Below are 24,979 nucleotides of genomic sequence, written 5' to 3' on the forward strand. Positions count from 1 at the left end.
GGTGGGGTAGGGCGGGAGGACGTGTGAGGTGGTGTCGTGTCCCGCCGCGATCGAGGGTGCGGTGGCTCAGGGAGCCTGAGCGCGGGGCACTCTTGGTAGAGTGGGGCGGGTGGGTGCTCACCCGCCCCACTCTAGGAGGAGGGGCCGGGGCTCAGGCTCCCTGAGCCACCGCGTCCTCGATCGCGGTGGGACCGGAGACGATCTCCCACGTCTTCGCGATGGAGGTCGGCTGCGCCAGGGCGGCGATCACCGTGGCGGCGACGTCCGCTCGGGGGATGCTCCCCTTCTCGACGGAGGTGCCGAGCGTGATCGTGCCGGTGCCCTCGTCGTCCGTCAGCCCGCCCGGGCGGAGGATCGTGTAGTCGAGGCCCGAGTCGCGCAGTGCCGCGTCGGCGTCGCGCTTGGCCTCGACGTAGGCCTTCCAGCCCTCCTCCGTGTCCTCGGGGAGCGGCTCGTCCACACCGATCGCGCTGACCTGCACGAAGTGCTGGACCCCGACGATCGCGGCGGCCTTCTGGCTGAGGACGGACGCCCCCAGGTCGACGGTGCGCTTGCGCTCCGGGCCCGAGTCGGGTCCGGCTCCGGCGGTGAAGACCATGCCGTCGACGTGGCCCAGCGCCTCGGCGAAGGCCTCGGGCGTCGTGTCCTCGAGGTCGTGCACGAGCGGCTCGCCGCCCAGCCGGACGATGTCCTCGGCGTGATCGGGGTTGCGGATCACTCCGACCGACTCGTGGCCGGCGTCGTAGAGCAGGTGCAGGATCTGCTGCCCCACCTTGCCGTGGGCTCCGATGACGGCGATGCGTGTCATGGACGTTCCTCTCCTCGTCGGGGCGGGTCGCCCCGTGTTCGTGGTCCCCTCCATCCTGCCGCGGCGTCCCTGGACGCCCCCAGGCCTTGACGGCGTCCGGGCGCCGGGCCGTCAGGCGGCGAGGCGGTCGTCGCGTCCGGTGATGGCGAGCAGGCGGCTCTGGAGGGAGGCGGCGTCGTCGACCGGCACGGGCGCGGCGTAGAGGCCGCTCGCGCGCAGGGTCTCCTCCTGGGGTGCGAAGAGCTCCCAGACCGCTGCGACGAGCTCCTCGTCCAGCCGCTCGTCGCTGCCGGTCGCGCGGGCGAGGTCCCAGGCGTGGACGGTCACATCTGCCGTCTGCTCCTGCAGCAGCTCGACGGCGCTGACGGTGTCGCGCCCCAGCTGCACGGTCGCCGCCGGGTCGACGGTGCGGACAGCGACGCGCAGGCGGTCGGTCACGCGGCGCCACTCGCTCCTCAGATCGGTGGCGACCGACTCGAGGCGCAGCGCCGACTCGTCGCCGCCCGAGAGGAGCGTGTGCGCGCGCTGCTGCTCGCGGACGACGTGCAGCACCAGAGCGCGCGTGTCCCACTCGGTGTCGGGCGTGGGGGCCGACCAGTCCTCGACGGCGCTCAGCCGGAGCTCGAAGGCGCGGTGGGCGCGGTCCTGCAGATCGAGCCAGCGGCTCATCTCGGCGCCGGGGCCGGTCTCGGTGGCGGTGGGGGAGTCGGGCTGCTCGTGCGTCATGGTCTCTCCGGAGCGTCGTGGTGCTCGGGTCAACCGCGAGTGGTCGGCGCTCATTCCCGGGCGCGGCGGTCGAGCGGCCGATGTCGGTGGTGCGTGCGAGCATGTCCAGAGGCGTGGGCGAGCAGGACGGAGCGGCGTGAGCAAGCAGGACGGCACGGCGTGAGCGAGCAGGACGGCACCGCGTGAGCAAGCAGGACGGCACGGGGCGGCAGGTCACGACCGAGCCCTTCGACGACCCGCGCGCGAGCATCATGCACATCGACATGGACGCGTTCTTCGCCTCCGTCGAGCTGCTCGACCGGCCGGATCTGCGCGGGAGGCCGGTCATCGTGGGCCACCACGGAGCGCGCTCCGTCGTCACAGCGGCGACCTACGAGGCGCGCCGCTACGGCGTCAACTCGGCGATGCCCATGGCGGTCGCCCTCCGCCGCTGCCCGCAGGCCGTGGTCCTCGAGCCGCACATGGAGCGCTACCGCGAGGCCTCTCGCCGCGTCATGGCGATCTTCGACTCCTTCACGCCGCTGGTCGAGCGTCTGAGCATCGACGAGGCGTTCCTCGACGTCGCGGGTGCCCGCCGCATCTCGGGCTCACCGTTCGCGATCGGCACCGAGATCCGCCGCCGGGTGCACGCCGAGCTCGGGCTGACCTGCTCGGTCGGGATCGCCAGCACCAAGTTCGTCGCCAAGCTCGCCTCCGGCCGCTCCAAGCCCGACGGTCTGCTGGTCGTCCCCGCCGACGGCGTCCGCGAGTTCCTCGATCCGCTGCCCGTGAGCGCGCTGTGGGGAGTCGGCGCGAGCACGGAGGAGGCGCTCGTCCGCCGCGGTCTGCGCACCGTCGCCGACGTCGCGACCACCCCGCTGCCGTCGCTGGTGTCCGCCCTCGGCGAGGCGACCGGGAGGCGCCTGCACGCCCTGGCGAACGGGGTGGATCCGCGGCCGGTCGACACCCGCCAGATCGAGAAGAGCGCCGGACACGAGATCACGTTCGCCGACGACGTGGCCGACCCCGAGCTCGTCCGTCGTGAGCTGCTGCGGCTCTGCGACAAGGTCGCCGTGCGGATGCGCCGCTCGGGAGTGCGCTGCCGCACCGTCGCGGTGAAGGTGCGCTTCGGCGACTTCAGCACCCTCACCCGCTCCCGCACGCTCGTCGAGGCGACGGACGTGGCCCGGGTCCTCTACGAGGCCTCCTCCGCGCTCCTCGAGGCGGCCAACCCGATGCGGCGGCCCGTGCGGCTGATCGGCGTGCGCGGCGAGCAGCTGGTCGAGGGCGACGACGTCGCGTTCTCCCTGTGGAGCGACTCCGACGACTGGCGCGACGCGGAGCTCGCGGTCGACGGCGTGGCCGCCCGCTTCGGCTCCGGGGCCGTGCGTCCCGCCTCGCTCCTGTCCCGGTCGGCTCCCGAGTCGGCCAAGGGGATCGACCTCAGCGACACGCTCGCTACGCGGAACCGATCGTCAGACTGATCGGGCGGTGGTCGGAGCCGTTCGGCGGCAGGACCGCGACGGTCGCGGCGGTGACGCCGTCGGCGAGCGCGTGGTCGAGCGAGACGAGCGGCAGCAGGGACGGCCAGGTCGCCGGGAAGCCGACTCCACCCGTGCGGACGAGGCCCGCCTCCGCCAGCACCGGAGCGAACAGGTGGTCGTCCGTCGGCGTGTTGAAATCACCGATGACCAGCGTCCGCTCCGACTCGTCGTCTCGGAGAGCGGTGGCGAGGTTCGAGAGCATGGTGTCCCGCTCCTCGTGGTCGCCCGGCCGGAACGAGGCCAGGTGCACCACGAACAGGCGAGCGCTGCCGACCGGCGTGTCGACGTCGACGGCGAGCGCGCGCTCCCAGCCGAGCCCGAGGTCGAGCGGCTCCTCGTCGGTCAGCTCGGTCCTGCTCCAGACGCCGACGGTGCTCGAGACGGACGAGTACGGGTACTCGTCCGCCAGCTCGGCGTCGACCGCGTCCGCGGCGTCTCCGTCGAGCTCCTGCAGCGCGATCACGTCGGGGCCGCGGGCGGCGAGCGAGGCGGCGAGCCCGCCGGCGTCGCCGCTCGTCTCGATGTTCTGGCTGACGACGGTGAACGAGCCGGAGCGCACGGCCGGCGCCGGCAGGGCGACCGGCAGCACCAGCACGCCGTAGACCATCGCCAGCACGGTGACCGCGGCCGCCGTCCGGCGCGACCGGAGGGCCGCCGCGGCCGCGATGAGGAGCAGCACGAGGAGCCCCGTCCAGGGGATCCCGACCTCGAGGACCGACAGCCAGCCGATCGGATCGGGCAGTGCGCGGTGGAAGGCGAGGAAGGCGGCGAGCACGAGGCTCGCGACCGCCACCGCGGCCGAGCGCACGGGGCGGCGGCGGCGGGTACGGGCGGACATCCGTCGATCATGGCAGCAGGTCCCCGGAGGTCCATGGACGAGTCCTGTGCGCCCCGGCGGGCCGCTTGTCGCCGCGGAGAGCCGCGGAGTACCGTCGCACCATGCCCAACATCGCAGTCTCCCTGGCCGACACCGTCACCACCGCGGGTACCGCGACGATCTACGGCGAGCCCGTCACCGTCGACGGCGTCTCGCTCGTCCCCGTCGCCCTCCGCTGGTTCGGCTTCGGCGGAGGCAGCGGCTCCGAGGACGGCCAGGAGGGCGGCGGCGGGGGCGGCGGCGCCACGGTCATCCCGATCGGCGCCTACATCAAGGACGACCTCGGCCTGCGTTTCCAGCCGAACGTGATCTCGGTCCTTGCCGTCGGCATCCCCTTCGTGTGGGTGACCGGCAAGGCCCTCGCGCGCATCATCCGCGCCCTCAAGAAGTAGCCGGAGCGGCCCCACGTCAGCTGGCGCGCTGCTGGCGCGCGGGGTACCACTTCTTCTTCGTCCGGCCGAAGCCGACGATCAGCCGCTCGGCGTCGTCCGGCCGGCGTGGGTCGTAGATCACCGCGGCGGGCTCGCCGGCCATCCACGCGTCCCCGCGCTTCAGCGGGTACTTCTGCGCGCGCTTCTCCACACCCTCGGCGGTCCGGTAGACGACCAGGAGCCGGCCCAGATCCCGTGCCGAATCGCGGTCGCCGCGTGCCGGATCCGGCCCGACGACGCGCGCGGGCACCCGCGTGCCGTAGCTGAGCAGCTCACGGCGGATCCGGGCACGGCGCTGCCAGAGCAGGGCCTGCAGCAGGAGGATCAGCAGCACGGCCAGGACGACGACCACCGACCACGACATGACGTCTATGATTGCCGACGAACACGGGAGTCCGGTGCACCGGGCTGAGAGGAAGGCAGCAGCCTTCGACCGTCGAACCTGATCTGGGTCATGCCAGCGAAGGAACGTTTCGATCTCCTCTTACCAACCCGTGCCCTCCATTCGCTTCCACGAAAGGGCACGTCAGTGCAGAACACGAACGCGCAGAACACGAACGCGCAGAACACGAACGCGCAGAACACGAACGCGCAGAACCTCACCTCCTCCGCCCCGGCCCGGCGCGATCTGCGCTGGCGGGTCGTCGACATCGTGGTGGCGAGCGTCGTCGCCGTCGCGAGCGGGATCGTCTTCTGGGCCTGGGGCCTGGCGACGAACGTCCTCGGCCTCGCCTTCGAGTTCCTGCCCGGGCTCGGCGGGCTCCTCGGCGGCGGCTGGCTCTTCGCCGGCGTCCTCGGCGGCCTGATCATCCGCAAGCCCGGAGCCGCGCTCTACACCGAGCTGGTCGCCGCGGCCGTGTCGGCTCTGATCGGCACCCAGTGGGGCTTCACCGTGCTGATCTCCGGACTCGTGCAGGGACTCGGCGCGGAGATCGTCCTGGCGCTCTTCCTCTACCGCAGCGGCCGTCCGCTCGTCGCGATGCTGGCCGGTGCCGGTGCCGGGCTGGCCCTCGCGATCAACGACCTGCTGTCGTACTACGCCGTCAACGACGCGCTCTTCAAGACCGTCTACGTCGCCTCCTCGATCGTCTCGGGCGCGCTCCTGGCCGGGCTGCTGTCCTGGTTCGCGGTGCGGGGGCTCGCGGCCTCGGGAGCGCTGGACCGCTTCGCCTCCGGGCGCGAGGGCCGGACGGTCGAGGGAGCCGGCGCGGGCGCTCGATGAGCGGCGCTTCCGTCCGGGCGCGGGGCTGGAGCTGGCGGCACGCGGGACGCTCCCGCGACGCCCTCTCCGGCCTCGATCTCGCGCTGGAGCCGGGGGAGCGCGTGCTGCTCCTCGGCCCCTCCGGCGCGGGAAAGAGCACGCTGCTGCACGCCCTGGCCGGCGTCCTCGGCGGGGAGGAGGACGGCTCCGCGGCGGGCGAGCTCGAGATCGACGGAGCCGCGCCGCTCACCCGGCGCGGTGTCGCGGGGCTCGTGCTGCAGGATCCGGACACTCAGGCGGTCCTGGCGCGGGTCGGCGACGACGTCGCGTTCGCCTGCGAGAACCTCGGCGTGCCGCGCGAGGAGATCCCCGCGCGGGTTCGGGAGGCGCTCGGCGACGTCGGTCTCGACGTCCCGTTAAACCACTCCACCTCGGCGCTCTCGGGCGGGCAGAAGCAGAGGCTCGCTCTGGCGGGCGTGCTCGCCATGCGTCCGCGGCTCCTGCTCCTCGACGAGCCCACCGCCAACCTCGATCCGGACGGCGTGCGCGAGGTGCGGGCGGCGGTGGAGCGCACGGCCGCCCGCACGGGGGCGACGCTGATCGTCGTCGAGCACCGGGTCGACGTGTGGGTCGGCCTCGTCGACCGGGTCGTGGTGCTCGGGCGGGACGGCGCGGTCGTCGCCGACGGCGCTCCGGTCGAGGTCCTCGATCGGGCGCACGACGTGCTCGGCGCCTCCGGCGTCTGGCTGCCCGGTGACACCCCCGCCCGGCGCGGGGCGAGCGTGCTGCCCTCGCCCGCCGCCCTGAGCGCGCACGACCTCGCCATCGGCCGGCCCGTCCTCGGGCGCCGCCGCTCGACCATCGTGGCCTCGGGGCTCGAGCTCGCCGTCGACTCCGCGCGGGCCACGGCCGTGCTGGGACCCAACGGCGCGGGGAAGTCGACCCTCGCGCTCACGCTGGCCGGTCTCCTGCCGCCGGCCGCGGGGCGGGTGACCGCCTCCGAGTCGCTCCGCGCCGGTGCGGGCCCGGAGCCGATCCGCTGGACCTCGGCTCAGCTCGCCGGACGGATCGCGATGGTGTTCCAGGAGCCGGAGCACCAGTTCCTCACCGCTCGCGTGCGCGCCGAGCTCGCGCTGGGCGCCCGCGACGAGGCGGAGCGGCGGCGGGCGGAGGAGCTCCTGGAGCGCCTCGGCCTCGCGCACCTCGCCGACGCCAACCCGTTCACCCTCTCCGGAGGCGAGAAGCGGCGTCTGGCCGTCGCATCCGCCCTCACCCGGTCGCCGTCCGTGCTCGTCCTCGACGAGCCGACGTTCGGGCAGGACCGCCTGACCTGGGAGGTGCTCGTCGACCTCCTCGCCGAGCAGCGCGACGCGGGCACGGCGGTGCTCGCCGTCACCCACGACGAGACGCTGGTCGCCGCCCTCGCCGACTCGGTCGTCACCCTCGGCGCCCGTGAGGCGGTGTCGGGATGACGCTCCTCGACTCCGTTCCCGCGCGCAGCCGGATCGCTCGGGCCAACCCTGTCGCCAAGCTCCTCGCCAGCCTGGTGATCGCGTTCGCGCTCCTCCTCACGGTCGATGCGGTCTCCGCGGCGACGGCGCTGGCGCTCGAGCTGCTGGTTCTGCCGTTCGCGGGGCTCCGGGCGGGTGAGCTCGTGCGGCGGACGGCTCCCGTCTGGATCGCGGCTCCGCTCGCCGGCCTCTCGACTGTCCTCTACGGGCGCGACAGCGGCGCCGTCTACGCGGAGTTCCTCATCGTCTCGGTCACGGAGGGATCCGTCGCCCTCGGGCTGGCCATCGCGCTGCGCGTCCTGGCGATCGGACTGCCGAGCGTGGTCCTCATCGCCACCACCGACCCGACCGACCTGGCGGACGGCCTCGCGCAGATCCTGCGACTGCCCTCGCGCTTCGTGCTCGGCGCTCTCGCCGGCATGCGGCTCGTCGGTCTGCTCGTCGACGACTGGCGCACCCTGTCGATGGCCCGCCGGGCCCGCGGGGTCGCCGACGGCCGCGGGCCCGTCGAGGCGCTCCGCAGCCTCGCGGCCCGCACGTTCTCGCTGCTCGTGCTGGCCATCCGGCGGGGGAGCAGGCTCGCAACGGCGATGGAGGCGAAGGGCTTCGGCTCCGGCGTCCCGCGCACCTGGGCGCGGCAGTCGCGCCTCGGAGCCGGCGACCTCCTGCTGCTCGCGGGCGGAGTGCTGATCGCTGCCGTCGCCGTGACCGCCGCCGTCGTCACCGGCTCCTGGAGCTTCGTCCTGCATGGCTGAGCGGATCCTGCCGCTGACGGATCGGACGGCGGGCGACCTCGCCCGCTCCGTGATCGCGCGGCGTCGTCGGACGGTGCTGCTGGACGGACCGAGCGGCTCCGGCAAGTCGACGTTCGCGCGCGCGCTGGTCGAGCAGCTCCGTCTCGCGCCGGCGGCATCGTCGGTCGCGCTCGTGCGGATGGACGACCTCTACCCCGGCTGGACGGGCCTGGACCGGGCGTCGCGGGAGACGGCCGGGACGCTCGTCCGCCCCCACGGCCTCGGCCTCGCGGCGCACTGGCGGCCCTGGAACTGGGCCGCGGGGACGACGGCCGGGCGCCGCGTCGTCCGCGAGCCGCTTCTCGTGCTCGAGGGCTGCGGATCGGCCGGCGCCGCCGCGCGCCGCCACGCCGATCTGGTGGTCTGGCTCGAGGCCGACGACGAGGTGCGGCGCGTGCGCGCGCTCGAGCGCGACGGCGAGCTCTTCGCTCCGCACTGGGACGCCTGGGACCGCGACTTCCGCTCCTACTGCGCTCGGGAGCGGCCCCGGGAGAACGCCGACCTCGTGCTGGACACGGGCGGCGGGGGAGCAGTGCGCGGCTGAGGGGTCCCCGCCGAGCGCGGCGACGAGCGGATGCCGGTGGGGGGCTCTCCCTCGGCGGCGGTCAGGCCCAGCCGAGCTCGTGCAGCCGGTCGTCGTCGATGCCGTAGAAGTGGGCGATCTCGTGGACGAGGGTGACGTGGATCTCGTCGCGCAGCGCGTCCAGATCGTCGCACGCGGCGAGGTGCGGCTCGCGGAACAGCACGATGCGGTCGGGCATCTCGCCGAAGCCGTAGCGCTCGCGCTCGGTGAGGGCGACGCCGTCGTAGTAGCCGAGCAGATCCAGGGTCCCGTCCTCGGGCCGGTCCTCCACGACGAACACGACGTTGTCGAGCCCGTCGACCATGTCGTCCGGGAGCGCGTCGAGCTCGGAGATCACCAGGGCTTCGAAGGCGTCCTCGTCCAGCTCGAGCATCCGGGACCTCTCTGCGTCGGCGATCGCTGCCGGTCGCCGGATGTGCGAAGAGGCCCGGAGTCGGAACTCCGGGCCTCTTCCGCTGCATGCACAGCCACTGGGGTGAGTAACGGGGCTCGAACCCGCGACCTCCTAGACCACAACCAGGCGCTCTGCCAACTGAGCTATACCCACCAGGAGCGTGTTCCGGCGGGGTGACCCGCCGAAGCAACTGTACGAGAGTACTACATCCGCGAGGCGAACTCGTCCACGACGGCGGCCGACACGGCCTGCACCTCGGCGGTGCTCGGCCCCGGCTGCTCCACGAACACGGCACGGCGGTAGTACTGCAGCTCGCGGATGCTCTCGAGGATGTCGGCGAGGGCGCGGTGTCCGCCGTGCTTCTTGGGCGCGTTGAAGTAGATGCGCGGGAACCAGCGCCGTGCCAGCTCCTTGATCGTGCTGACGTCGACGTTGCGGTAGTGCAGGTGGCCGTCGAGACGCGGCATGAACTTCGCGAGGAAGGCGCGGTCGGTGCCGATCGAGTTGCCGGCGAGGGGGGCCTGCTGCTCCGCCGGGACGTGCTTCAGCACGTACTCCAGCACCTCGTACTCGGCCTCCGCGACGCTGACGCCGGAGGGGATCTCGACCAGCAGCCCGGAGGTCTCGTGCATCGACCGGACGAAGTCGCCCATGTTCTCGAGCGCGGTCGCGTCGGGCCGGATGACGAGGGAGAGCCCCTCGTCGAGCGGGTTCAGCTCGAAGTCGGTGACGACGACGGCGATCTCGACGAGCTCGTCGACGGAGAGGTCGAGCCCCGTCATCTCGCAGTCGATCCAGACAAGACGGTCGGGGGCGCTACTCATGCGGGGCAGTCTATCGGCGGCCGCCGACACCCGGTCCGGCCGCCTCGCTCCTCCTACACTGGACCCTCGTGATCACGCTCGCCTGCTGCCTCCTCATCGTCAACGCCGTGTGGAACGCGATCGTCTGGCCGCCCTTCCTCCGCCGCGTCCGCAAGGACCCGCGGGCGCGCGACGCGGACGGCCGCGCGACGACCTTCCTCCGCGTGCACACGGTCCTCATCGGCGTGTCGCTCGCCCTCGCCGTGGTCTCCCTGGTCGTGGGAGTGCTGGGACTCGTCCGGGGCGCCTAGGCCCCGGCGGGCGCGGCCCCTGCGCTTCGGTATCGTGGTCGGAGTCCGCCCCCGTAGCTCAGCGGATAGAGCAGGAGCCTTCTAATCTCTTGGTCGCAGGTTCGATTCCTGCCGGGGGCACCATCGGATCGGGAGCGCGCCGGTCGCCGTCCTTAGTCTTGTCCCGGTGGCGTGCGGATCAGCGTCGACGCCTCGCGCCCGTCCTTCGACCGCGTCGCGGCCTCTCCTCGGGCGGCGCTGCGCTCCTCCGAGGAGTGACGCCCGGCACCCACGGGGTTTTCCTCCGCTCCGGTGACCCTCGGACGAGGACTCGCGGTCGCTCCACCAGTAACACACCGGCAAATCGGAGGCAACACCGGCGTGTTTCCCACCCGAAGTCGTTTGAGTGTCATTCAGGCACCTAGTCTTGGGGTGTCCGGAATTACAACGACGTAACGAACGGAGGTACGACCATGCTGCTCCTCGCCATCCTCGGTGGAATCGCCGTCGCGTGGACGATCGTCGCGGCGCCCCTCGCCGTACTGGTCGGCCGAGTCGCCCGTGCACGTGATGCACACAGCTAGTCAGTACACGCACCGCCCGCACCACGGAGAAGGCCCCGATCGCACTCGCGATCGGGGCCTTCTTCTCGTGGTCGGGAGCACTCAGACCGAGCTGCGCTCCTGGCCTCGGTCGTCGTCCGAGGCGGACCGCTCGAACCGGGCCTCGTCCGCCCGGACGACCGCCTCGTCGTCGGCCGGCACGTCGTCGCGGTCTCCGTCGGCCGGAGCCGACGGCGTCGCGTCGTGCTCCGCGTCCGGCTGCGGCTCGGCGGCAGGAGCCGAGCGCTGCGGGTCGACGGGCGGCAGCTCCTCCACGGGACGCTCGCGCGACGGCACCTCCAGGCGGTCGACGTCGGCGAGCAGGCGGCGGGTCTCCTCCTGCGAGGCGTCCCCGGCCGACGCGGGGAGGACGATCGTGGGCGTCTGCGGGGCTGCAGAGCCGGAGGCGGAGCCCGCGCCGACGACGACCGGTGCGACGGCGGTCGGTGCGGCGGCCGGGGGAGCGGTGCGCTGGGGAGCGGCCTCGGCGGTGCTCGCGGCCCGATCGGACGACGGAGCGGACTCGGCGGAGCGGTCTCGACCCGTCTCCGAGAAGCGCCAGCGCTCGAGGTCGGCGAGGAAGGCCTTCCGGGCGCGCCCGGGCTTGTCCCGCCACTGCACGAGGCGGTCGCGGAACTCGCCCACGCTCGCCTGCGTCTGGTAGCCGCCGGTGCTCGACGTGTGCTTCAGCTCGGCGAGCTCGTGAGCGGCCCAGTTGGCCGCGACTCCGGAGCCCTTGACGGGCAGGAGGCGCAGGTGCGTCTCGGCCTGCGCGGACGCGCGGTCGCTGAGGACGCGCTCCGGGCTGCTGAGGACGTTCCAGGCCGAGGCGTCGACCGCGGCGTCGACGAGCGTCGCGATGACCGCGTTCTTCCGCTCGTGATCCTGCTGACGGATGAGGCGCGCGATGGACGCTCGGAAGACGGAGGCGATCACGATCGCTCCGACCACCACGGCCAGCAGGACCACAGCGGCCGTGAAGACCGCCTGGTGCCCGTCGCTCGTGCGGATCCAGGACATGAACTCGTTCCACCACTGCATGGGGCGAACGCTATCCGGGGCGGTCGCCTCGGCCCGGTCGGCACGCCGCCGACCGGGCGGATCGGCGCGTCAGGCGACGCGGAAGACCTCGATCGCGTCGTCGACGCTCCAGAACTCGCCGAGCTCGGCGCCGGCGGGCATGCCCGCCCGCAGCAGCCGGGCGCGGTACCGCTCGCCGAGCGGATCCTCGACCAGCTCGATGTGACCGACCACGGCGCCCGAGCCGGTGCTCACGCGCCACAGCCGGGCGTTGACCCGGGTGAGCGTCGGCGGGGTGCGGGTGGCGTGCAGCGTGGACAGGGACATCGGTTCCTCCTGCTCGAGTCTCGGAGCACCCACCGGCCGAGTGCTGTCGCAGACTACGGCCGACCACCGACATCCCCGCCGGGGCGTCAGCGCAGGGTCGTGCCGTGCACCGCGAACTCCTCGATCGCGTCGATCTCCTCCTGCGAGAGGGGGCCGGCGTCCAGCGCGGCGACGTTCTGCTCGAGCTGCGCGACGCTCGACGCGCCGATGATGGCGCTCGTGACGGTGGGCACCCGGAGCACCCAGCTCAGGGCGAGCTGGGCCAGCGACTGGCCGCGCTGCTGCGCGATCGCGTCCAGGCCGCGGGCGCGCGTCAGGTACGCCTCGTCGATCCGGTCGGAGGAGAGGAAGCGCGACGTCGCCGCACGGGACCCCTCCGGCACGGTGCCGTCGAGGTAGCGGTCCGTCAGGAGCCCCTGCGCCAGCGGCGAGAAGACGATGCAGCCGGTGCCGAGCTCGTCGAGCACGGGGAAGAGGCCGTCCTCGGGTCCGCGGTCGAAGAGGGAGTAGCGGGGCTGGTGCAGGAGGAGCGGGACTCCGCTGCCCGCCAGTGCCGCCTGCGCGGCCCGGGTCTGCTCGGGCGAGTAGTTCGAGATGCCGGCGTAGAGCGCTTTGCCCGACTCCACGGCCGAGACGAGAGCGCCCATGGTCTCCTCGATCGGAGTCTCCGGGTCCGGACGGTGCGAGTAGAAGACGTCGACGTAGTCGACGCCGATCCGCTGCAGGCTCTGGTCGAGCGAGGAGAGCAGGTACTTGCGCGAGCCGCCGTCCCCGTACGGGCCGGGCCACATGTCGTATCCGGCCTTGGACGAGATGACGATCTCGTCGCGGTACGGGCGGAGGTCCTCCGCGAGGATGCGGCCGAAGGCCGTCTCGGCGGCGCCGTAGGGCGGTCCGTAGTTGTTCGCGAGGTCGAAGTGGGTGACGCCCAGGTCGAACGCGCGGCGGAGGATCGCGCGCTGCGTGTCGAGGGAGCGGTCGGATCCGAAGTTGTGCCAGAGGCCCAGCGACAGGGCGGGCAGCAGCAGGCCGCTCCGTCCGGTGCGTCGGTAGTCCATGCGGTCGTAGCGGGCGGGGGCGGCGTCGTAGCTCACGCCGCGACTCTATTGCAGGGGGCGGATCCGCGGAATGCAGGGGGCCGTGAGCGTGTTGGACCGACTGACGCCTCCGGCACCCCGGACGCGTCGACGCGACAGGAAGTGAGTCACACGCAATGCGCACATTCGTACTCGCCGGAGGATGCTTCTGGTGTCTGGACGCCGTCTACCGCGTCCTCGACGGCGTGACCGACGTCGTCTCCGGCTACACCGGCGGCCGCACGACCGAGCCCGACTACGAGGACGTCTGCTCCGGGCGCACCGGCCACGCCGAGGCCGTCGCCGTCACCTTCGACCCCGAGGTCATCCCCGAGCAGGTCGTCCTCGACGTCTTCTTCACCCTGCACGACCCGCGACAGCTGAACCGCCAGGGCAACGACGTCGGCACGCAGTACCGCTCGGCGATGTTCTACTCCTCCGACGAGGAGAAGGAGCTGTTCGAGACGGCGCGCGACCGTGCGTCCGAGTGGTGGGACGGCCCGATCGTCACCGAGATCTCGCCGCTGGGCGTGTACTACCCCGCCGAGGACTACCACCAGGACTTCTTTGCGAAGAACCCGGGCCAGGGCTACTGCATGGCGGTCGCACTGCCCAAGGTGAACAAGATCCGCAAGTCCTACTCGAGGTACATCACCGCGTCGTAACGCTCCTCCACAGAGGACGATCCGCTCGTCCTCTCCCCAGAAGGGCCCGCCTCCACCTCGGAGGCGGGCCCTTCGTCGCGACACTGGCACTGCGGCGCCCGAGCGGTACCAGCCCCCTCCGCCCGGGCGCCGTGCCCGTCGCAGCCGTGGCGGGGCAGGAGTAGAGAGGACACGACCATGACCGACACGCTGACCGTCATCGGGACCATCGGCACCGAGCCCCGGAGCATCGACACCTCCAGCGGCACCGCGATGACCAGCTTCCGGCTCGCCTCGACGCAGCGGCGCTACGACCGCTCGGAGCAGCGCTGGGTCGACGTCTCGACCAACTGGTACACCGTCACCGCGTTCAACGGCCTGGCCGGCAACGCGCTGTCCTCCCTGTCGCGCGGCGACCGGATCCTCGTCACCGGGCGGCTCGGGGTGAGGGCCTGGGAGGCGGGAGGCAAGGCCGGTACCGATGTGGTCCTCACGGCCGAGGGCATCGGGCACGACCTCGCCTGGGGGACCAGCAGCTTCACGAAGACCGTCGGGCGCGCCTCTGCTCCCGCCCCTGCCGCCGAGCCCGCGTGGAGCGAGGAGGCGCCGCGCGAGGGCGCCGCGGCGGGTGACTGGGGCGCGTCGGGCCATGACCGCGGTGATGCCGCGCCCGAGCCGCCGGTGGCGGCGGGCGTCGGCGGAGGCGCTCCCGGTCTCTCGGTAGGATCCGGGGAGACCCCGTTCTGATCCGGGGGACCGGAGCGAGAGCCGTCCCGGTCGGGAGGAGCCGGGCGTGACACGGAACCGAGCGGCCCGCATCGCGCTCGTGCTCGGCGGTCTCGCCGTCTGCCTCTCCGGTTGCACATCGCCGTCGGCGCCGGACCCCGTGGTGTCCTCCTCCGCGGCCGAGGCACCGACACCGGCGGAGTCCGCCGCACCCGTCGCCTTTGTGCCGGGCGGGACGACGGAGCAGAACCTCCCCGTGTTCGAGCAGACCCTTCGCGCGGCGGCTGAGCCCGATCCGGAGGTGAGCGGCTCCAGCGTGGTCGACGCGCTCGTCGCGGCGGGGTTCTCCCGCGGGTCGATGCAGCTGACAGCGGACGAGACCTCGGTCGGACTCGACGCGGACTCGGTGCAGGTCTCCGTCAAGCTCGGGGAGTCGTGCCTCATCGGCCAGTACGGCCCGAAGAGCGGCGGGGTGCGGGCGGTGATCGCGGCACCGATCGCGACCGGCGCCTGCCTGGTCGGCCGGACCGTCCCGATCCAGGGCTGACGCGCTCGCCTCGACCGGGGTCCGCTCCGCCATGCGCCCCGGTCGGGGTCCGGAAGGGCGAAAGGATCCTCGACAAGCCCCCTCGCCCGTCGAGCCCGAGAGAGCCCGGTGTTCGCCCGTCGCTCCTGCAGGACCACTCCGACCGGTGCGGATCCGAGCGTGAGCACCGCCTCGTGCGGGCGGACCGGTCGACGATCCCGGTGGTCGGCGGCGCCCTCCCCTCCCCGGGACGCCGCTCCGCACGGTTAGGCTGCCCTGGCCGACACGTGTGCCCCAGCAGGGGCACCGCGACGGACGTGCCGACGGGAGTGCTCGGCACGAGGACCACGACGAGGGGGAACTCGCCATGACCACATCCCGACCGCAGACGACGACGCGAGCGAGGTGGAGGCGCACCGCCATCGCGGTCGCGAGCACGGCAGCCGTCGTCCTCGGAGTGACGACAGGAGCCGGAGCGGCTGCCGCCGCGGAGAGCCGGATGGTCGCGCTGACGAGTCCCTACAACTGGTCGACCACCGAGACGTTCTCGGCCGCCCAGATCAGTCCCGTCGCGGGCGACGTCACCGCGCTCGACGTCACGCTCTCCGACTCCGCTCGGCCGACGGGTTCCTATCCGGCGTTCACGACCTACAACTGGGCGATCGGTGACTACGACCTCGCCGGGTCGGCGAAGCTCGCGTCCGGGAGCCGCAGCTTCCGCATCGACCTGAAGCAGCCCCTCGCCTCGTTCGGCAGTGGAACCGTGCCCCTCCAGATCACGGCGCAGAAGCAGCCGATCAAGAACCCCCGGGAGCCGATCGGCCAGCCGGTCGACAGCGGCTACGAGCTGACCACGTCGGCCACCCTCTCCGTTGCCGGAGCCTCCGGCAGCGGCGGCGTCGGCGGGGTAGACCTCAGCGGGACCGCGCAGACGCTCCAGCGCAGCGCCGCCTACTTCGCCTACAGCAACGCCGCTGAGGTGCCGGACGTGAAGGGCGGCGACACCGTCGTCCTCGAGTCCAACCAGCCCGGCTTCTACGACCTCCAGGGGCTCACCGCCTACGTCGGTCCCAGCAGGACCGAGCGGATCCCCGCCCAGGTCGTCGCGGACAACGATCAGTCCAAGGTCACCGTGACGATCCCGTCCAGCGCCTACGACGCCTACAAGGACCGCGTGAGCAGCCTGCTCCAGGTCACCGGCATCAGCAACGGCAGGGTGGAGCAGCCCCGCGGAGCGACCATCACGTCGGACGCCGCGGTCCGCGTGACAGGAAGCGGAGCCACCACCCCGCCGGTCACGCCGACCCCGACGGCCACCGCGACCACCCCGCCGGTCACGCCGACCCCGACCACTCCTCCGGTCACGCCCACGCCGACCGCAACGCCGACCGCCCCGCCCGCCGGCTCGCCGGCCGTCTCGCGCATCTCGGGCACCGACCGTCAGGGCACCGCGGTCGAGGTGTCCAAGCGCACCTTCCCGGCGAACGTCCCCGTCGTCTACGTCGCCACTGGGCAGAACTTCCCGGACGCGCTCAGCGCCGGACCCGCCGCGGCCAAGGCGGGCGGGCCGCTGCTCCTGGTCGACCGCGACTCGATGAGCCAGGTCGTCCGCACCGAGCTGACGCGTCTCAAGCCCGCGAAGATCGTCGTCGTCGGCTCCGAGCTCAGCGTCGGCAGCCAGGTCTACAACGACCTGGCCGGGTACGCGACGAACAGGAACATCACGCGCCTCGGCGGAGTCGACCGCTACGACACCTCGAAGAAGATCCTGCAGTACGCCTTCCCCACCGGCTCCTCGAGGGCCTGGCTGGCGACGGGCGAGAAGTTCCCCGACGCTCTGAGCGCCAGCGCCGCGGCCGGCGCGAAGGACGCTCCGGTAGTGCTGACCAACGGAACCGGCTCCACGGTGGACCCCCTCACCCAGCAGATCATCAGCGGCCTCAAGATCAGGACGCTGACCATCGCGGGCTCCTCGCTCTCGGTCAGCGCCGGCATCGAGCGCTCGATCACGGGCCCGGTGATCACCCGCATCGGCGGGACCGACCGGTACGACACCTCGGAGAAGCTGAACAAGGCGGCCTTCACCTCGGCGAAGACCGTCTACCTCGCGACCGGTGAGAAGTTCCCCGACGCCCTGGCCGGAGCCACGGCGGCGGGCTACACCGGGAGCCCGCTCTTCGCGGTCCAGCCCACCTGCGTGCCCCGGGCGGTCCTCGCCGACATCACCGCATCCAAGGCGACGCAGGTGATCCTGCTCGGCAGCACGGACACGCTGTCCGAGGCGGTGGAGCGCCTGACGCCCTGCAGCTGATCCGCACCGTCGGCCGCTGACGCGATCCGCCCTCCCCACCGGCCCGGCGGGAGCGGAGGGCGGTCCGCGTTCAGACGCTCCCTCCGACGCGGACCGGCGAGTTCCCGTTATCCTCGACTGGTGCGGACGGTCCCGCGGCCTGCGCTCCGCGTCGGCCGGGGCCCGGCGTCCCGCCCCGGTCCGAGCCTCCGTCAGCGCCTCCGCGCGGAGCAGGGGACCGGCGGGCGACCCGACTCCGCGCAGACCGACGGACTTGAGGACTGGGCATGGCTGAATACATCTACTCGATGGTGCGCGCGCGGAAGGCGGTCGGCGACAAGCTGATCCTGGACGACGTCACCATGTCGTTCCTGCCGGGAGCGAAGATCGGCGTGGTCGGGCCCAACGGCGCCGGCAAGTCGACGATCCTGAAGATCATGGCGGGGCTGGACACGCCGAGCAACGGCGAGGCGCGGCTCAGCCCGGGCTACACCGTCGGCATCCTGATGCAGGAGCCCGAGCTCGACGAGACCAAGACGGTACTCGAGAACGTCCAGGAGGGCGTGGGCGAGATCAAGGGCAAGATCGACCGCTTCAACGAGATCTCCCTCGCGATGGCCGACCCGGACGCCGACTTCGACAGTCTCCTCGCCGAGATGGGGACCCTGCAGGAGGCGATCGACGCCGCCGACGCCTGGGACCTGGACTCGCAGCTGGAGCAGGCGATGGACGCGCTGCGCACCCCGCCGGGGGACTCCCTCGTCACCAACCTCTCGGGTGGCGAGAAGCGCCGCGTGGCGCTCACCAAGCTCCTCCTGCAGAAGCCCGACCTGCTGCTGCTCGACGAGCCCACCAACCACCTCGACGCCGAGAGCGTGCTCTGGCTCGAGCAGTTCCTCTCGAAGTACCCCGGCGCCGTGCTCGCCGTCACCCACGACCGGTACTTCCTCGACAACGTCGCGGAGTGGATCGCCGAGGTCGACCGCGGCCACCTCTACCCCTACGAGGGCAACTACTCGACGTACCTCGAGAAGAAGAGCGCCCGCCTGGAGGTCCAGGGCAAGAAGGACGCCAAGCTCGCCAAGCGGCTCACCACCGAGCTCGACTGGGTGCGCAGCAACGCCAAGGGCCGTCAGGCCAAGTCGAAGGCGCGCCTGGCGCGCTACGAGGAGATGGCGGCCGAGGCCGAGAAGACGCGCGTGCTCGACTTCGAGGAGATCGTCATCCCGGTGGGCCCACGTCTCGGCTCCCAGGTCATCGACGCGAAGAAGCTGCACAAGCAGTTCGGCGAGCGCGTCCTCATCGACGACCTCAGCTTCACGCTGCCCCGCAACGGCATCGTCGGCGTCATCGGCCCGAACGGCGTCGGCAAGACAACGCTCTTCAAGACGATCGTGGGCTTCGAGCCGCTCGACTCGGGCGACCTGAAGATCGGCGAGACGGTCGACCTCTCCTACGTCGACCAGAGCCGCGGCGGCATCGACCCGCAGAAGAACCTGTGGGAGGTCGTCTCCGACGGGCACGACTACATCACCGTCGGGAAGACCGAGATCCCCTCCCGCGCCTACGTCTCGCAGTTCGGCTTCAAGGGCCCGGACCAGCAGAAGAAGGCCGGCGTCCTCTCCGGTGGCGAGCGGAACCGCCTCAACCTCGCGCTGACGCTCAAGCAGGGCGGCAACCTGCTCCTGCTCGACGAGCCCACCAACGACCTGGACGTCGAGACCCTGGGCAGCCTCGAGAACGCGCTCCTCGAGTTCCCGGGCTGCGCCGTGGTGATCACGCACGACCGGTGGTTCCTCGACCGCATCGCGACCCACATCCTCGCCTACGAGGGCACCGAGGAGGATCCGGCCAACTGGTACTGGTTCGAGGGCAACTTCGAGGCGTACGAGGAGAACAAGATCGAGCGCCTCGGCCCGGACGCGGCGAAGCCGCACCGCTCCGCGTACCGCAAGCTCACCCGCGACTGATGCGCCTGCACGTCGCCATCCCGCTGCGCTGGTCGGACTTCGACGCCTACGCGCACGTGAACAACGCCGAGATGCTGCGCCTGCTCGAGGAGGCGCGCATCCAGGCGTTCTGGAAGCCGGACTCGCCGCAGCCCGGCGGGATGGCGACGGCGGTGCTCGACGCACGGCCGGGCGCCGAGTCGATCAGCCTCATCGCCCGGCAGGAGATCGAGTACCTCGCACCGATCCCGTACATGCGCGCGCCGATCGACGTGGAGCTGTGGATCGGGCGGATCGGCGGGGCGAGCCTCGAGGTCTGCTACGAGCTCTACTCGCCCGCCGGCGTCGTCCCGCGGGTGCTCTTCACGAAGGCGGCCACCACTCTGGTGCTGGTCACGGCCGCGACGGGCAGGCCCCAGCGCATCCCGGAGGAGCTCCGCGAGGCGTGGGGCCCCTACGTCGAGGAGCCCATCACCTTCTCGAAGCGGGGCTGAGCTCAGCCCAGGGGGACGCGGACCATGCCCTCCTGGGCGACGCTCGCCACGAGCACGCCCTCCTGCGTGTAGATGCGCCCGAGCGAGAGCCCGCGTCCGCCGGACGCGCTCGGCGCCTCCTGCACGTAGAGGAGCCACTGGTCCACGCGCGCGGGGCGGTGCCACCACATCGCGTGGTCGAGGCTCGCGATCCGCAGGCCGGGCGTCGTCCAGGCCGCACCGTGCCGGCGGAGCGTGGATTCGAGGATCGTGTAGTCGCTCGCGTAGGCGAGGGCGGCGCGGTGCAGCATCGGATCGTCCGGCAGTGGTCCGAGCGAGCGCATCCACACGCTCTGGTGCGCGACCCGCTCGGGGTCGGCCCGGAGGTACACCGGCTGCTCGACGTGCCGCACGTCGAAGGGGCGCTGCGTGGCCCAGAAGCTGCCGACCGGGTGGTCGACCCCCGCGAGGATCTCGGCGGTGCTCGGCAGCGACTCCGGGTCGGGGATCCCCTCCGGCATCGGCGCCTGGTGGTCGAGGCCCTCGTCCTCGGTCTGGAACGAGGCGATCATCGAGAGGATGGGGCGTCCGTTCTGGTAGGCCTGCGTCCGCCGCGTGCAGAAGGAGCGGCCGTCGTGGATCCGGTCGACCGAGAACGTGATCGGCAGGGAGACGTCCCCGGGGCGGAGGAAGTACCCGTGCATCGAGTGCACGGAGCGCCCCTCGACGGTGCGACCGGCCGCGATGAGCGACTGCGCGAGGACCTGGCCGCCGAAGACCCGCCCCTCGGGCATCCACTGCGAGGGACCCGTCGAGATGTCCTCGCTGGTGCGGGCGCCGGTGTCCGTCAGGTCGAGCGCGGTGAGGAACGAGGACAGGGGATCGGGCACGGTACCTCCGGGGTGTCGGGCGGTGGGGCGAGCGGCCTCGGGTAAGTTTATCGACGCGATGAGTTCGTCCTTCTCCCTGGCGGATCCGCCCAGCCTGTCGGATCTGCGCGTCTTCCTCGGCCGTTCGGCCCGGGTCGAGGACGGTGCGGTCCGGCTCCTCGCCGACGACCACGTGCTGGCCGCCTACACCGCGATCCTCCAGCCCCGCGGTCTGCTCGACCGCTCCGCGACCGTGCTGGGCCTGCGCGTCTTCGCGCTCGACGAGCCCGCCGGCTTCGACCGGGTCGTGCCGATCCGTGCGCTGTCGGACCGCCTCGCCCGCCTGCAGTGGGAGCCGGGCGGAGCGGACGGCAAGCCGGTCGTGCTGCCCGACGGCGACGACGCGACGGCGGGACCCTGGGCGGGCGTCTCCCCGCCCCGCGGCGGCTGGACCCGGCGCGAGCCCGTGGACCCGGGCTTCCTGGAGCGCGTCGCGCGCGAGGGGATCGACGAGATCGCGGCGGCCGTCGGCTCCGAGACGGGCGAGCAGATCGTCGGCCGCGTGCGGTCGAGCGTCTGGGGCCGCCCGCTCGACGGCCTCGAGGACGTCCCGGCGGGAGCGGCGTTCGCCCTCTTCGCGCTCGGGTTCCTCGGCGCCGACGACCCGGTCGCCCTGCTCGAGAGCGGCGCCTGGCGCCGCCTCACCTCACGGCGCGGACACGTGCTGGTCCGCACCCCGGGCTGAGCGGCTACTCCTCGAAGGTGTTCACCATCGCGTGGGCGGCGCGCTCCAGGTAGTCCCAGAGCAGGGCGTCGTCGGCCGGAGCGAGCTCGAGATCGTCGACGGCCGTCCGCATGTGCTGGAGCCAGTGGTCGCGGGCCTCGGGGTTGATCCGGAACGGCTGGTGCCGCATCCGCAGGCGCGGGTGGCCGCGCTCCTCGCTGTAGGTGCCCGGGCCGCCCCAGTACTGCTCGAGGAAGCCGGTCAGCCGCTGGATCGCGCCCTCGAGGTCGTGCTCGGGGTACATCGGCCAGAGGACCTCGTCCTCGCGGACGCCTTCATAGAAGCGGCGGACCAGGCGCTCGAACGTCGGCCGGCCGCCGATGTGCTCCCAGAAGCTGCGCAGCGGAGGCGTGCCGCCGATCTGCAGGCCGCTCACGAGCGCGCTCCCGTCGGGCCGGAGGTGCCTCCGCCGTCCTGGGGCGGCGTCCCGCTCCCGCGCCGCAGCGCGCGGGGGAGCCGCACGGGCTTGCCGTGCTCGGTGCTGATCGTGGGGGAGGGCGTGGTCCGCGGCGGTTTGGCGCCTCCGACGCTCGTCGCCCCCTCGAAGCCCTCGAGGACGACGGTGGCCAGCGAGGGGAGCTTCACGTCGAGCGCGTCGAGCGACTTCTTCAGGCGCAGGCGCAGCTCGCGGGCGACGTCGTCCTTGGCGGTGGTGCGGGTCTTGACCACGACCCGGATGACCAGGGCGTCGTCGGCGATGGACTCCAGGCCCCAGAGCTCGGGCTTGTCGATGATCCGGGCCCGCCAGCGGCTGCTCGCCGCCAGCTCGTTCGCGGTCGCGAGGACCGTGGACTGCACCTGCTCGAGGTCCGTCTCGTAGGGCACGGCCAGGTCGACGATGACGCGCGACCAGCCCTGCGACATGTTCCCGACCCGGACGATCTCGCCGTTGCGGACGAACCAGAGGGTGCCGTTGACGTCGCGGATCTGCGTCACCCGGACGCCGACCGACTCGACCACGCCCGTCGCCTGCCCGGTGTCGACGACGTCGCCGACCCCGAGCTGGTCCTCTGCGACCATGAACAGCCCGTTCAGGACGTCCTTGACGATGTTCTGCGCGCCGAAGCCGAGGCCCGCGCCGAGGGCGGCCGTCAGCAGGGCGAAGGAGCCGATGAGGTCCTTGTCGATCGTCGTCACGATCATGACCAGGGCGATGACGACGATCAGGATCGAGCTCAGGTTGTTGAGGATCGACCCGAGCGTGCGCGTGCGTTGCACCACCCGCACGGCCGCGAGCGGCGACGCGGCGATCGACTGGGTGTCCTCGACGCGCTGGCGGCGCTTCACTCCCGACACGATCTGGTCGACGACTCGGCCGATCACGAAGTGGGCGATGACGCGCACCAGCAGCGCGCCCAGCACGATCCCGAGGATCGCGACCACCTTCCAGAAGGGCTCGGACTCGAAGAAGGAGACGGTGGCGGCGACAGGGTCCGGGGTGGAGGTCTGAAGAAGCAGCATGACCGCTCCAGGCTACGGGACGCCTCCCTCCGAGACGGGTGCACGAGCCCCGAGCGCGTATAGATTCGAGGAGGGTCCGCTCGGACCCGGACACCGCCCTGGGAAGGACGCCCGATGCTCCACTCCACCCGGACTCCCGCCGAGAAGCGCCGCCTCTTCCGCGAGCGCCTCGCCTCGGGCGAGCTGCTGCAGCTGCCCGGCGCGTTCACTCCGCTCTCCGCGCGCCTCATCGAGGCGAAGGGCTTCGACGGGATCTACGTCTCAGGCGCCGTGCTCTCGGCCGAGCTGGGGCTGCCGGACATCGGGCTCACCACGCTCAGCGAGGTGGCCGGCCGCTCGCAGCAGATCGCGCGCCTGACCGACCTGCCGGTCCTCGTCGACGCGGACACCGGCTTCGGCGAGCCGCTGAACGTCGCGCGCACGGTGCAGATGCTCGAGGACGCCGGAGTCGCGGGGCTGCACATCGAGGACCAGGTGAACCCCAAGCGCTGCGGGCACCTCGACGGCAAGGCGGTCGTGGACGAGGCGACCTCGGTGCGGAGGATCGCGGCGGCAGTCGACGCGCGCCGCGACTCCGACCTGGTGATCATGGCCCGCACCGACATCCGCGCCCTCGACGGCCTGCCGGCCGCGATCGACCGCGCCAAGCGCCTCGTCGACGCCGGAGCCGACGCGGTGTTCCCCGAGGCGATGCGCGACCTGTCCGAGTTCGAGGCCGTGCGCGCCGCGATCGACGTGCCGATCCTCGCCAACATGACCGAGTTCGGCAAGAGCGAGCTGTTCACCGCGCAGCAGCTCGCCGACGTCGGCGTGAACGTCGTGATCCACCCGGTCTCGCTGCTCCGGATCGCGATGGGCGCCGCGATGCGGGCACTCGACGCGCTCAAGGCGGAGGGATCGCTCCGCTCGGAGGTCCCGGGCATGCAGACGCGCGCCGAGCTCTACGAGCTCCTCGACTACGCCTCGTACAGCCGCTTCGACGAGGGCGTCTTCGACTTCTCGCTCGCCGACCACTACGGCGCCTGAGCGCGCCGACCCGCACGAACCGGCGGCGCTCCCCGGCGCCGCCGCCCGCCTCTCGCGAAGGAGCGAAGGATGAGCACGACCGATCAGGACATCCGCAAGGGACTCGTGGGGGTCGTCGTCGACACGACGGCCGTCTCGAAGGTCGACCCGGCGTCGAACTCGCTGCTCTACCGCGGCTACCCCGTGCAGGAGCTCGCGGCGGGGACCTCGTTCGAGGACGTGGCCTGGCTGCTCTGGCACGGCGAGCTCCCCACTGCGGAGGAGGCGGCCGGGCTGGCCGCCGTGGAGCGGGCCCACCGCGCCCTGGCCCCCGAAGTGCGGACCGTGATCGACCTGCTGCCTCTGTCGGCGCACCCGATGGACGTCGTGCGGACGGCGGTGAGCGTCCTGGGCGCGCTCGAGGAGGATCCGGACGCCGACGCTGCCGAGGCCGTGCTGGAGCGCTCCGTGCGGCTCTGGGCGGCACTGCCGGCGATCGTCGCCTACGCCCAGCGCCGCCTGCGCGGCCTCGAGCCGATCGAGCCGCGCGACGACCTCGACTACTCCGAGAACTTCCTCTGGACGACCTTCGGCGAGATGCCGGAGCCGGTCGTCGTCGACGCGTTCCGCGTCTCGCTGGTGCTCTACGCCGAGCACTCCTTCAACGCCTCGACCTTCACGGCCCGCGTCGTGACGTCGACGCTGTCGGACGTCCACTCCGCCGTGACCGCCGCCGTCGGAGCGCTCAAGGGACCGCTCCACGGCGGGGCGAACGAGGCCGTGCTGCACGTGCTCGACGAGGTCGGCACCGGACCGGAGGCGGACCGGCGGTCCCGCGAGTGGCTCGCCGAGGCGCTCGGGCAGCGCCGGAAGGTCATGGGGTTCGGCCACCGGGTCTACAAGTCGGGCGACTCGCGGGTGCCGACCATGGACGCCGCTCTCCGGCGGCTCGCCGAGCACGAGGGGGCCGGCGAGATGATGGAGCTGTACGACGCCCTGGCCGCGGCGATGGCCGAGCGGACGGGCATCCTGCCGAACCTCGACTACCCGTCCGGCCCCGCCTACCGGCTGATGGGCTTCGACACCGGGATCTTCACTCCGCTGTTCGTCGCCGCGCGGGTGGTGGGCTGGACGGCCCACGTGATCGAGCAGCGGGGCTCGAACGCGCTCATCCGGCCGCTGTCCGCCTACGACGGGCCGGAGCGCCGCTCGGTCCCGCAGCGCTAGGCGCCGGGAGCGGGGAGAGCCGCCCGGTCCCGCAGCGCCGAGCGCCGGGGGACCGGGCG

General features: G+C 72.3%; 28 protein-coding genes, 2 tRNA genes and 1 riboswitch. Of the genes, 17 read left to right on the plus strand and 13 right to left on the minus strand.

Translation table 11 applies throughout. The annotated features are described in order from the left end of the window. Window positions 1–151: 151 nt before the first annotated feature. Entirely contained in the window at window positions 152–808 is a 657-nt protein-coding gene (locus tag C5C39_RS11175; RefSeq protein WP_104328467.1) for an SDR family oxidoreductase, read from the minus strand. 111 nt (window positions 809–919) lie between these two features. After that, the gene (locus C5C39_RS11180; RefSeq protein WP_258059445.1) at window positions 920–1,534 is read right to left on the minus strand and encodes a TIGR03086 family metal-binding protein; all 615 of its coding nucleotides are present in this window, start codon (window positions 1,532–1,534) and stop codon (window positions 920–922) included. Window positions 1,535–1,716: 182 nt separating this feature from the next. On the opposite strand from C5C39_RS11180, the gene dinB reads away from it, so the two are divergent. Next, window positions 1,717–2,997, plus strand: coding sequence for a DNA polymerase IV (dinB, locus tag C5C39_RS11185; RefSeq protein ID WP_104223726.1), 1,281 nt, complete (start codon window positions 1,717–1,719; stop codon window positions 2,995–2,997). Here the strand turns inward: dinB and C5C39_RS11190 are convergent. Further along, the gene (locus C5C39_RS11190; protein WP_104353400.1) at window positions 2,972–3,895 is read right to left on the minus strand and encodes an endonuclease/exonuclease/phosphatase family protein; all 924 of its coding nucleotides are present in this window, start codon (window positions 3,893–3,895) and stop codon (window positions 2,972–2,974) included. The genes dinB and C5C39_RS11190 overlap by 26 nt on opposite strands. Before the next feature lie 101 nt (window positions 3,896–3,996). Between C5C39_RS11190 and C5C39_RS11195 the strand changes: the two genes are divergently transcribed. Then, complete coding sequence (locus C5C39_RS11195) at window positions 3,997–4,326, plus strand: hypothetical protein (protein WP_104223724.1); 330 nt, start codon at window positions 3,997–3,999, stop codon at window positions 4,324–4,326. Window positions 4,327–4,342: 16 nt separating this feature from the next. Here C5C39_RS11195 and C5C39_RS11200 read toward each other — a convergent pair whose 3' ends face one another. Beyond that, window positions 4,343–4,729, minus strand: a complete 387-nt coding sequence (locus tag C5C39_RS11200; RefSeq protein ID WP_104345229.1) for a DUF3592 domain-containing protein — start codon at window positions 4,727–4,729, stop codon at window positions 4,343–4,345. A gap of 14 nt (window positions 4,730–4,743) precedes the next feature. Continuing rightward, window positions 4,744–4,851: riboswitch (TPP riboswitch) on the plus strand. 43 nt (window positions 4,852–4,894) lie between these two features. Between C5C39_RS11200 and C5C39_RS11205 the strand changes: the two genes are divergently transcribed. From C5C39_RS11205 to C5C39_RS11220, 4 genes are read left to right on the plus strand one after another with little or no spacing between them, the layout of a single operon-like run. Beyond that, entirely contained in the window at window positions 4,895–5,587 is a 693-nt protein-coding gene (locus C5C39_RS11205) for an ECF transporter S component (protein ID WP_374953318.1), read from the plus strand. Then, window positions 5,584–7,038 (plus strand): ABC transporter ATP-binding protein, encoded by a 1,455-nt coding sequence (locus tag C5C39_RS11210; RefSeq protein ID WP_104353401.1) that lies wholly within the window; start codon window positions 5,584–5,586, stop codon window positions 7,036–7,038. Before C5C39_RS11205 ends, C5C39_RS11210 begins: the two co-directional genes overlap by 4 nt. Further along, the gene (locus C5C39_RS11215; protein ID WP_104223720.1) at window positions 7,035–7,832 is read left to right on the plus strand and encodes an energy-coupling factor transporter transmembrane protein EcfT; all 798 of its coding nucleotides are present in this window, start codon (window positions 7,035–7,037) and stop codon (window positions 7,830–7,832) included. The genes C5C39_RS11210 and C5C39_RS11215 overlap by 4 nt, the downstream gene beginning before the upstream one ends. Beyond that, window positions 7,825–8,415 (plus strand): AAA family ATPase, encoded by a 591-nt coding sequence (locus C5C39_RS11220; protein ID WP_219813334.1) that lies wholly within the window; start codon window positions 7,825–7,827, stop codon window positions 8,413–8,415. The genes C5C39_RS11215 and C5C39_RS11220 overlap by 8 nt, the downstream gene beginning before the upstream one ends. Window positions 8,416–8,476: 61 nt before the next feature. Here the strand turns inward: C5C39_RS11220 and C5C39_RS11225 are convergent, their stop codons facing one another. The 3 genes from C5C39_RS11225 to orn form a co-directional block, all read right to left on the minus strand. Continuing rightward, entirely contained in the window at window positions 8,477–8,827 is a 351-nt protein-coding gene (locus C5C39_RS11225; protein WP_104223719.1) for a metallopeptidase family protein, read from the minus strand. Window positions 8,828–8,925: 98 nt separating this feature from the next. Next, window positions 8,926–9,001 (minus strand) — tRNA-His (locus C5C39_RS11230). Between the two features lie 50 nt (window positions 9,002–9,051). Then, window positions 9,052–9,672, minus strand: a complete 621-nt coding sequence (gene orn, locus C5C39_RS11235) for an oligoribonuclease (RefSeq protein ID WP_104223718.1) — start codon at window positions 9,670–9,672, stop codon at window positions 9,052–9,054. 68 nt (window positions 9,673–9,740) lie between these two features. Between orn and C5C39_RS11240 the strand changes: the two genes are divergently transcribed. Together C5C39_RS11240 and C5C39_RS11245 are read left to right on the plus strand one after the other, a co-directional pair. Continuing rightward, entirely contained in the window at window positions 9,741–9,962 is a 222-nt protein-coding gene (locus C5C39_RS11240) for an SCO4848 family membrane protein (protein WP_104223717.1), read from the plus strand. Between the two features lie 47 nt (window positions 9,963–10,009). Then, window positions 10,010–10,085, plus strand: a tRNA-Arg gene (locus C5C39_RS11245). A gap of 521 nt (window positions 10,086–10,606) precedes the next feature. Here the strand turns inward: C5C39_RS11245 and C5C39_RS11250 are convergent. The 3 genes from C5C39_RS11250 to C5C39_RS11260 all read right to left on the minus strand — a co-directional run bounded on the left by C5C39_RS11250 (window position 10,607) and on the right by C5C39_RS11260 (window position 12,984). After that, window positions 10,607–11,584 (minus strand): hypothetical protein, encoded by a 978-nt coding sequence (locus tag C5C39_RS11250; RefSeq protein WP_104238546.1) that lies wholly within the window; start codon window positions 11,582–11,584, stop codon window positions 10,607–10,609. A gap of 69 nt (window positions 11,585–11,653) precedes the next feature. Continuing rightward, a complete protein-coding gene (locus C5C39_RS11255; RefSeq protein ID WP_104223715.1) occupies window positions 11,654–11,890 on the minus strand; it encodes a hypothetical protein in 237 nt (78 codons plus the stop codon). A gap of 86 nt (window positions 11,891–11,976) precedes the next feature. Then, the gene (locus C5C39_RS11260; RefSeq protein WP_104353402.1) at window positions 11,977–12,984 is read right to left on the minus strand and encodes an aldo/keto reductase; all 1,008 of its coding nucleotides are present in this window, start codon (window positions 12,982–12,984) and stop codon (window positions 11,977–11,979) included. Between the two features lie 119 nt (window positions 12,985–13,103). Between C5C39_RS11260 and msrA the strand changes: the two genes are divergently transcribed. The 6 genes from msrA (at window position 13,104) to C5C39_RS11290 (ending at window position 19,595) form a co-directional block, all read left to right on the plus strand. Beyond that, window positions 13,104–13,631, plus strand: a complete 528-nt coding sequence (msrA, locus tag C5C39_RS11265) for a peptide-methionine (S)-S-oxide reductase MsrA (protein WP_104223713.1) — start codon at window positions 13,104–13,106, stop codon at window positions 13,629–13,631. A gap of 177 nt (window positions 13,632–13,808) precedes the next feature. Continuing rightward, a complete protein-coding gene (locus tag C5C39_RS11270; RefSeq protein WP_104232526.1) occupies window positions 13,809–14,357 on the plus strand; it encodes a single-stranded DNA-binding protein in 549 nt (182 codons plus the stop codon). Between the two features lie 46 nt (window positions 14,358–14,403). After that, complete coding sequence (locus C5C39_RS11275) at window positions 14,404–14,883, plus strand: DUF6993 domain-containing protein (protein WP_104353403.1); 480 nt, start codon at window positions 14,404–14,406, stop codon at window positions 14,881–14,883. A 346-nt stretch (window positions 14,884–15,229) separates the two neighbouring features. Further along, a complete protein-coding gene (locus C5C39_RS11280; protein WP_146083922.1) occupies window positions 15,230–17,173 on the plus strand; it encodes a cell wall-binding repeat-containing protein in 1,944 nt (647 codons plus the stop codon). 266 nt (window positions 17,174–17,439) lie between these two features. Then, window positions 17,440–19,122 (plus strand): energy-dependent translational throttle protein EttA, encoded by a 1,683-nt coding sequence (gene ettA / locus C5C39_RS11285; RefSeq protein WP_104353405.1) that lies wholly within the window; start codon window positions 17,440–17,442, stop codon window positions 19,120–19,122. Next, the gene (locus C5C39_RS11290; protein WP_104223707.1) at window positions 19,122–19,595 is read left to right on the plus strand and encodes a thioesterase family protein; all 474 of its coding nucleotides are present in this window, start codon (window positions 19,122–19,124) and stop codon (window positions 19,593–19,595) included. The genes ettA and C5C39_RS11290 overlap by 1 nt, the downstream gene beginning before the upstream one ends. A gap of 2 nt (window positions 19,596–19,597) precedes the next feature. On the opposite strand, the gene C5C39_RS11295 is transcribed toward C5C39_RS11290, so the two are convergent. Next, a complete protein-coding gene (locus tag C5C39_RS11295; protein ID WP_244230637.1) occupies window positions 19,598–20,464 on the minus strand; it encodes an acyl-CoA thioesterase II in 867 nt (288 codons plus the stop codon). 58 nt (window positions 20,465–20,522) lie between these two features. Between C5C39_RS11295 and C5C39_RS11300 the strand changes: the two genes are divergently transcribed. Then, window positions 20,523–21,188, plus strand: a complete 666-nt coding sequence (locus C5C39_RS11300; protein ID WP_104223706.1) for a hypothetical protein — start codon at window positions 20,523–20,525, stop codon at window positions 21,186–21,188. A gap of 4 nt (window positions 21,189–21,192) precedes the next feature. Here C5C39_RS11300 and C5C39_RS11305 read toward each other — a convergent pair whose 3' ends face one another. Together C5C39_RS11305 and C5C39_RS11310 are read right to left on the minus strand one after the other, a co-directional pair. After that, window positions 21,193–21,603: a globin gene (locus C5C39_RS11305; protein WP_279630823.1), complete on the minus strand. Its 411-nt coding sequence runs from the start codon at window positions 21,601–21,603 to the stop codon at window positions 21,193–21,195. Next, window positions 21,600–22,688, minus strand: a complete 1,089-nt coding sequence (locus C5C39_RS11310; protein WP_104223705.1) for a mechanosensitive ion channel family protein — start codon at window positions 22,686–22,688, stop codon at window positions 21,600–21,602. Before C5C39_RS11310 ends, C5C39_RS11305 begins: the two co-directional genes overlap by 4 nt. A gap of 114 nt (window positions 22,689–22,802) precedes the next feature. Between C5C39_RS11310 and prpB the strand changes: the two genes are divergently transcribed. Together prpB and C5C39_RS11320 are read left to right on the plus strand one after the other, a co-directional pair. Next, on the plus strand, window positions 22,803–23,714 hold the full coding sequence (prpB, locus tag C5C39_RS11315) for a methylisocitrate lyase (protein ID WP_104223704.1): 912 nt from the start codon (window positions 22,803–22,805) through the stop codon (window positions 23,712–23,714). A 69-nt stretch (window positions 23,715–23,783) separates the two neighbouring features. After that, a complete protein-coding gene (locus C5C39_RS11320) occupies window positions 23,784–24,920 on the plus strand; it encodes a bifunctional 2-methylcitrate synthase/citrate synthase (protein ID WP_104353406.1) in 1,137 nt (378 codons plus the stop codon). Window positions 24,921–24,979: the final 59 nt, after the last annotated feature.

It is taken from the genome of Rathayibacter sp. AY1F3 (assembly GCF_002931975.1).
GTDB lineage: Bacteria > Actinomycetota > Actinomycetes > Actinomycetales > Microbacteriaceae > Rathayibacter.

Bases quoted from the DNA above. Each gene is read 5' to 3' on its own strand.
- orn (WP_104223718.1), bottom strand. From the start codon at position 9,672: ATGAGTAGCGCCCCCGACCGTCTTGTCTGGATCGACTGCGAGATGACG.
- C5C39_RS11300 (WP_104223706.1), top strand. From the start codon at position 20,523: ATGAGTTCGTCCTTCTCCCTGGCGGATCCGCCCAGCCTGTCGGATCTG.
- C5C39_RS11290 (WP_104223707.1), top strand. From the start codon at position 19,122: ATGCGCCTGCACGTCGCCATCCCGCTGCGCTGGTCGGACTTCGACGCC.
- msrA (WP_104223713.1), top strand. From the start codon at position 13,104: ATGCGCACATTCGTACTCGCCGGAGGATGCTTCTGGTGTCTGGACGCC.
- C5C39_RS11190 (WP_104353400.1), bottom strand. From the start codon at position 3,895: ATGTCCGCCCGTACCCGCCGCCGCCGCCCCGTGCGCTCGGCCGCGGTG.
- C5C39_RS11175 (WP_104328467.1), bottom strand. From the start codon at position 808: ATGACACGCATCGCCGTCATCGGAGCCCACGGCAAGGTGGGGCAGCAG.
- C5C39_RS11320 (WP_104353406.1), top strand. From the start codon at position 23,784: ATGAGCACGACCGATCAGGACATCCGCAAGGGACTCGTGGGGGTCGTC.
- C5C39_RS11225 (WP_104223719.1), bottom strand. From the start codon at position 8,827: ATGCTCGAGCTGGACGAGGACGCCTTCGAAGCCCTGGTGATCTCCGAG.
- C5C39_RS11255 (WP_104223715.1), bottom strand. From the start codon at position 11,890: ATGTCCCTGTCCACGCTGCACGCCACCCGCACCCCGCCGACGCTCACC.
- C5C39_RS11250 (WP_104238546.1), bottom strand. From the start codon at position 11,584: ATGCAGTGGTGGAACGAGTTCATGTCCTGGATCCGCACGAGCGACGGG.
- C5C39_RS11210 (WP_104353401.1), top strand. From the start codon at position 5,584: ATGAGCGGCGCTTCCGTCCGGGCGCGGGGCTGGAGCTGGCGGCACGCG.
- C5C39_RS11310 (WP_104223705.1), bottom strand. From the start codon at position 22,688: ATGCTGCTTCTTCAGACCTCCACCCCGGACCCTGTCGCCGCCACCGTC.
- C5C39_RS11270 (WP_104232526.1), top strand. From the start codon at position 13,809: ATGACCGACACGCTGACCGTCATCGGGACCATCGGCACCGAGCCCCGG.
- C5C39_RS11280 (WP_146083922.1), top strand. From the start codon at position 15,230: ATGACCACATCCCGACCGCAGACGACGACGCGAGCGAGGTGGAGGCGC.
- prpB (WP_104223704.1), top strand. From the start codon at position 22,803: ATGCTCCACTCCACCCGGACTCCCGCCGAGAAGCGCCGCCTCTTCCGC.
- C5C39_RS11220 (WP_219813334.1), top strand. From the start codon at position 7,825: ATGGCTGAGCGGATCCTGCCGCTGACGGATCGGACGGCGGGCGACCTC.
- ettA (WP_104353405.1), top strand. From the start codon at position 17,440: ATGGCTGAATACATCTACTCGATGGTGCGCGCGCGGAAGGCGGTCGGC.
- C5C39_RS11195 (WP_104223724.1), top strand. From the start codon at position 3,997: ATGCCCAACATCGCAGTCTCCCTGGCCGACACCGTCACCACCGCGGGT.
- C5C39_RS11215 (WP_104223720.1), top strand. From the start codon at position 7,035: ATGACGCTCCTCGACTCCGTTCCCGCGCGCAGCCGGATCGCTCGGGCC.
- C5C39_RS11200 (WP_104345229.1), bottom strand. From the start codon at position 4,729: ATGTCGTGGTCGGTGGTCGTCGTCCTGGCCGTGCTGCTGATCCTCCTG.
- C5C39_RS11180 (WP_258059445.1), bottom strand. From the start codon at position 1,534: ATGACGCACGAGCAGCCCGACTCCCCCACCGCCACCGAGACCGGCCCC.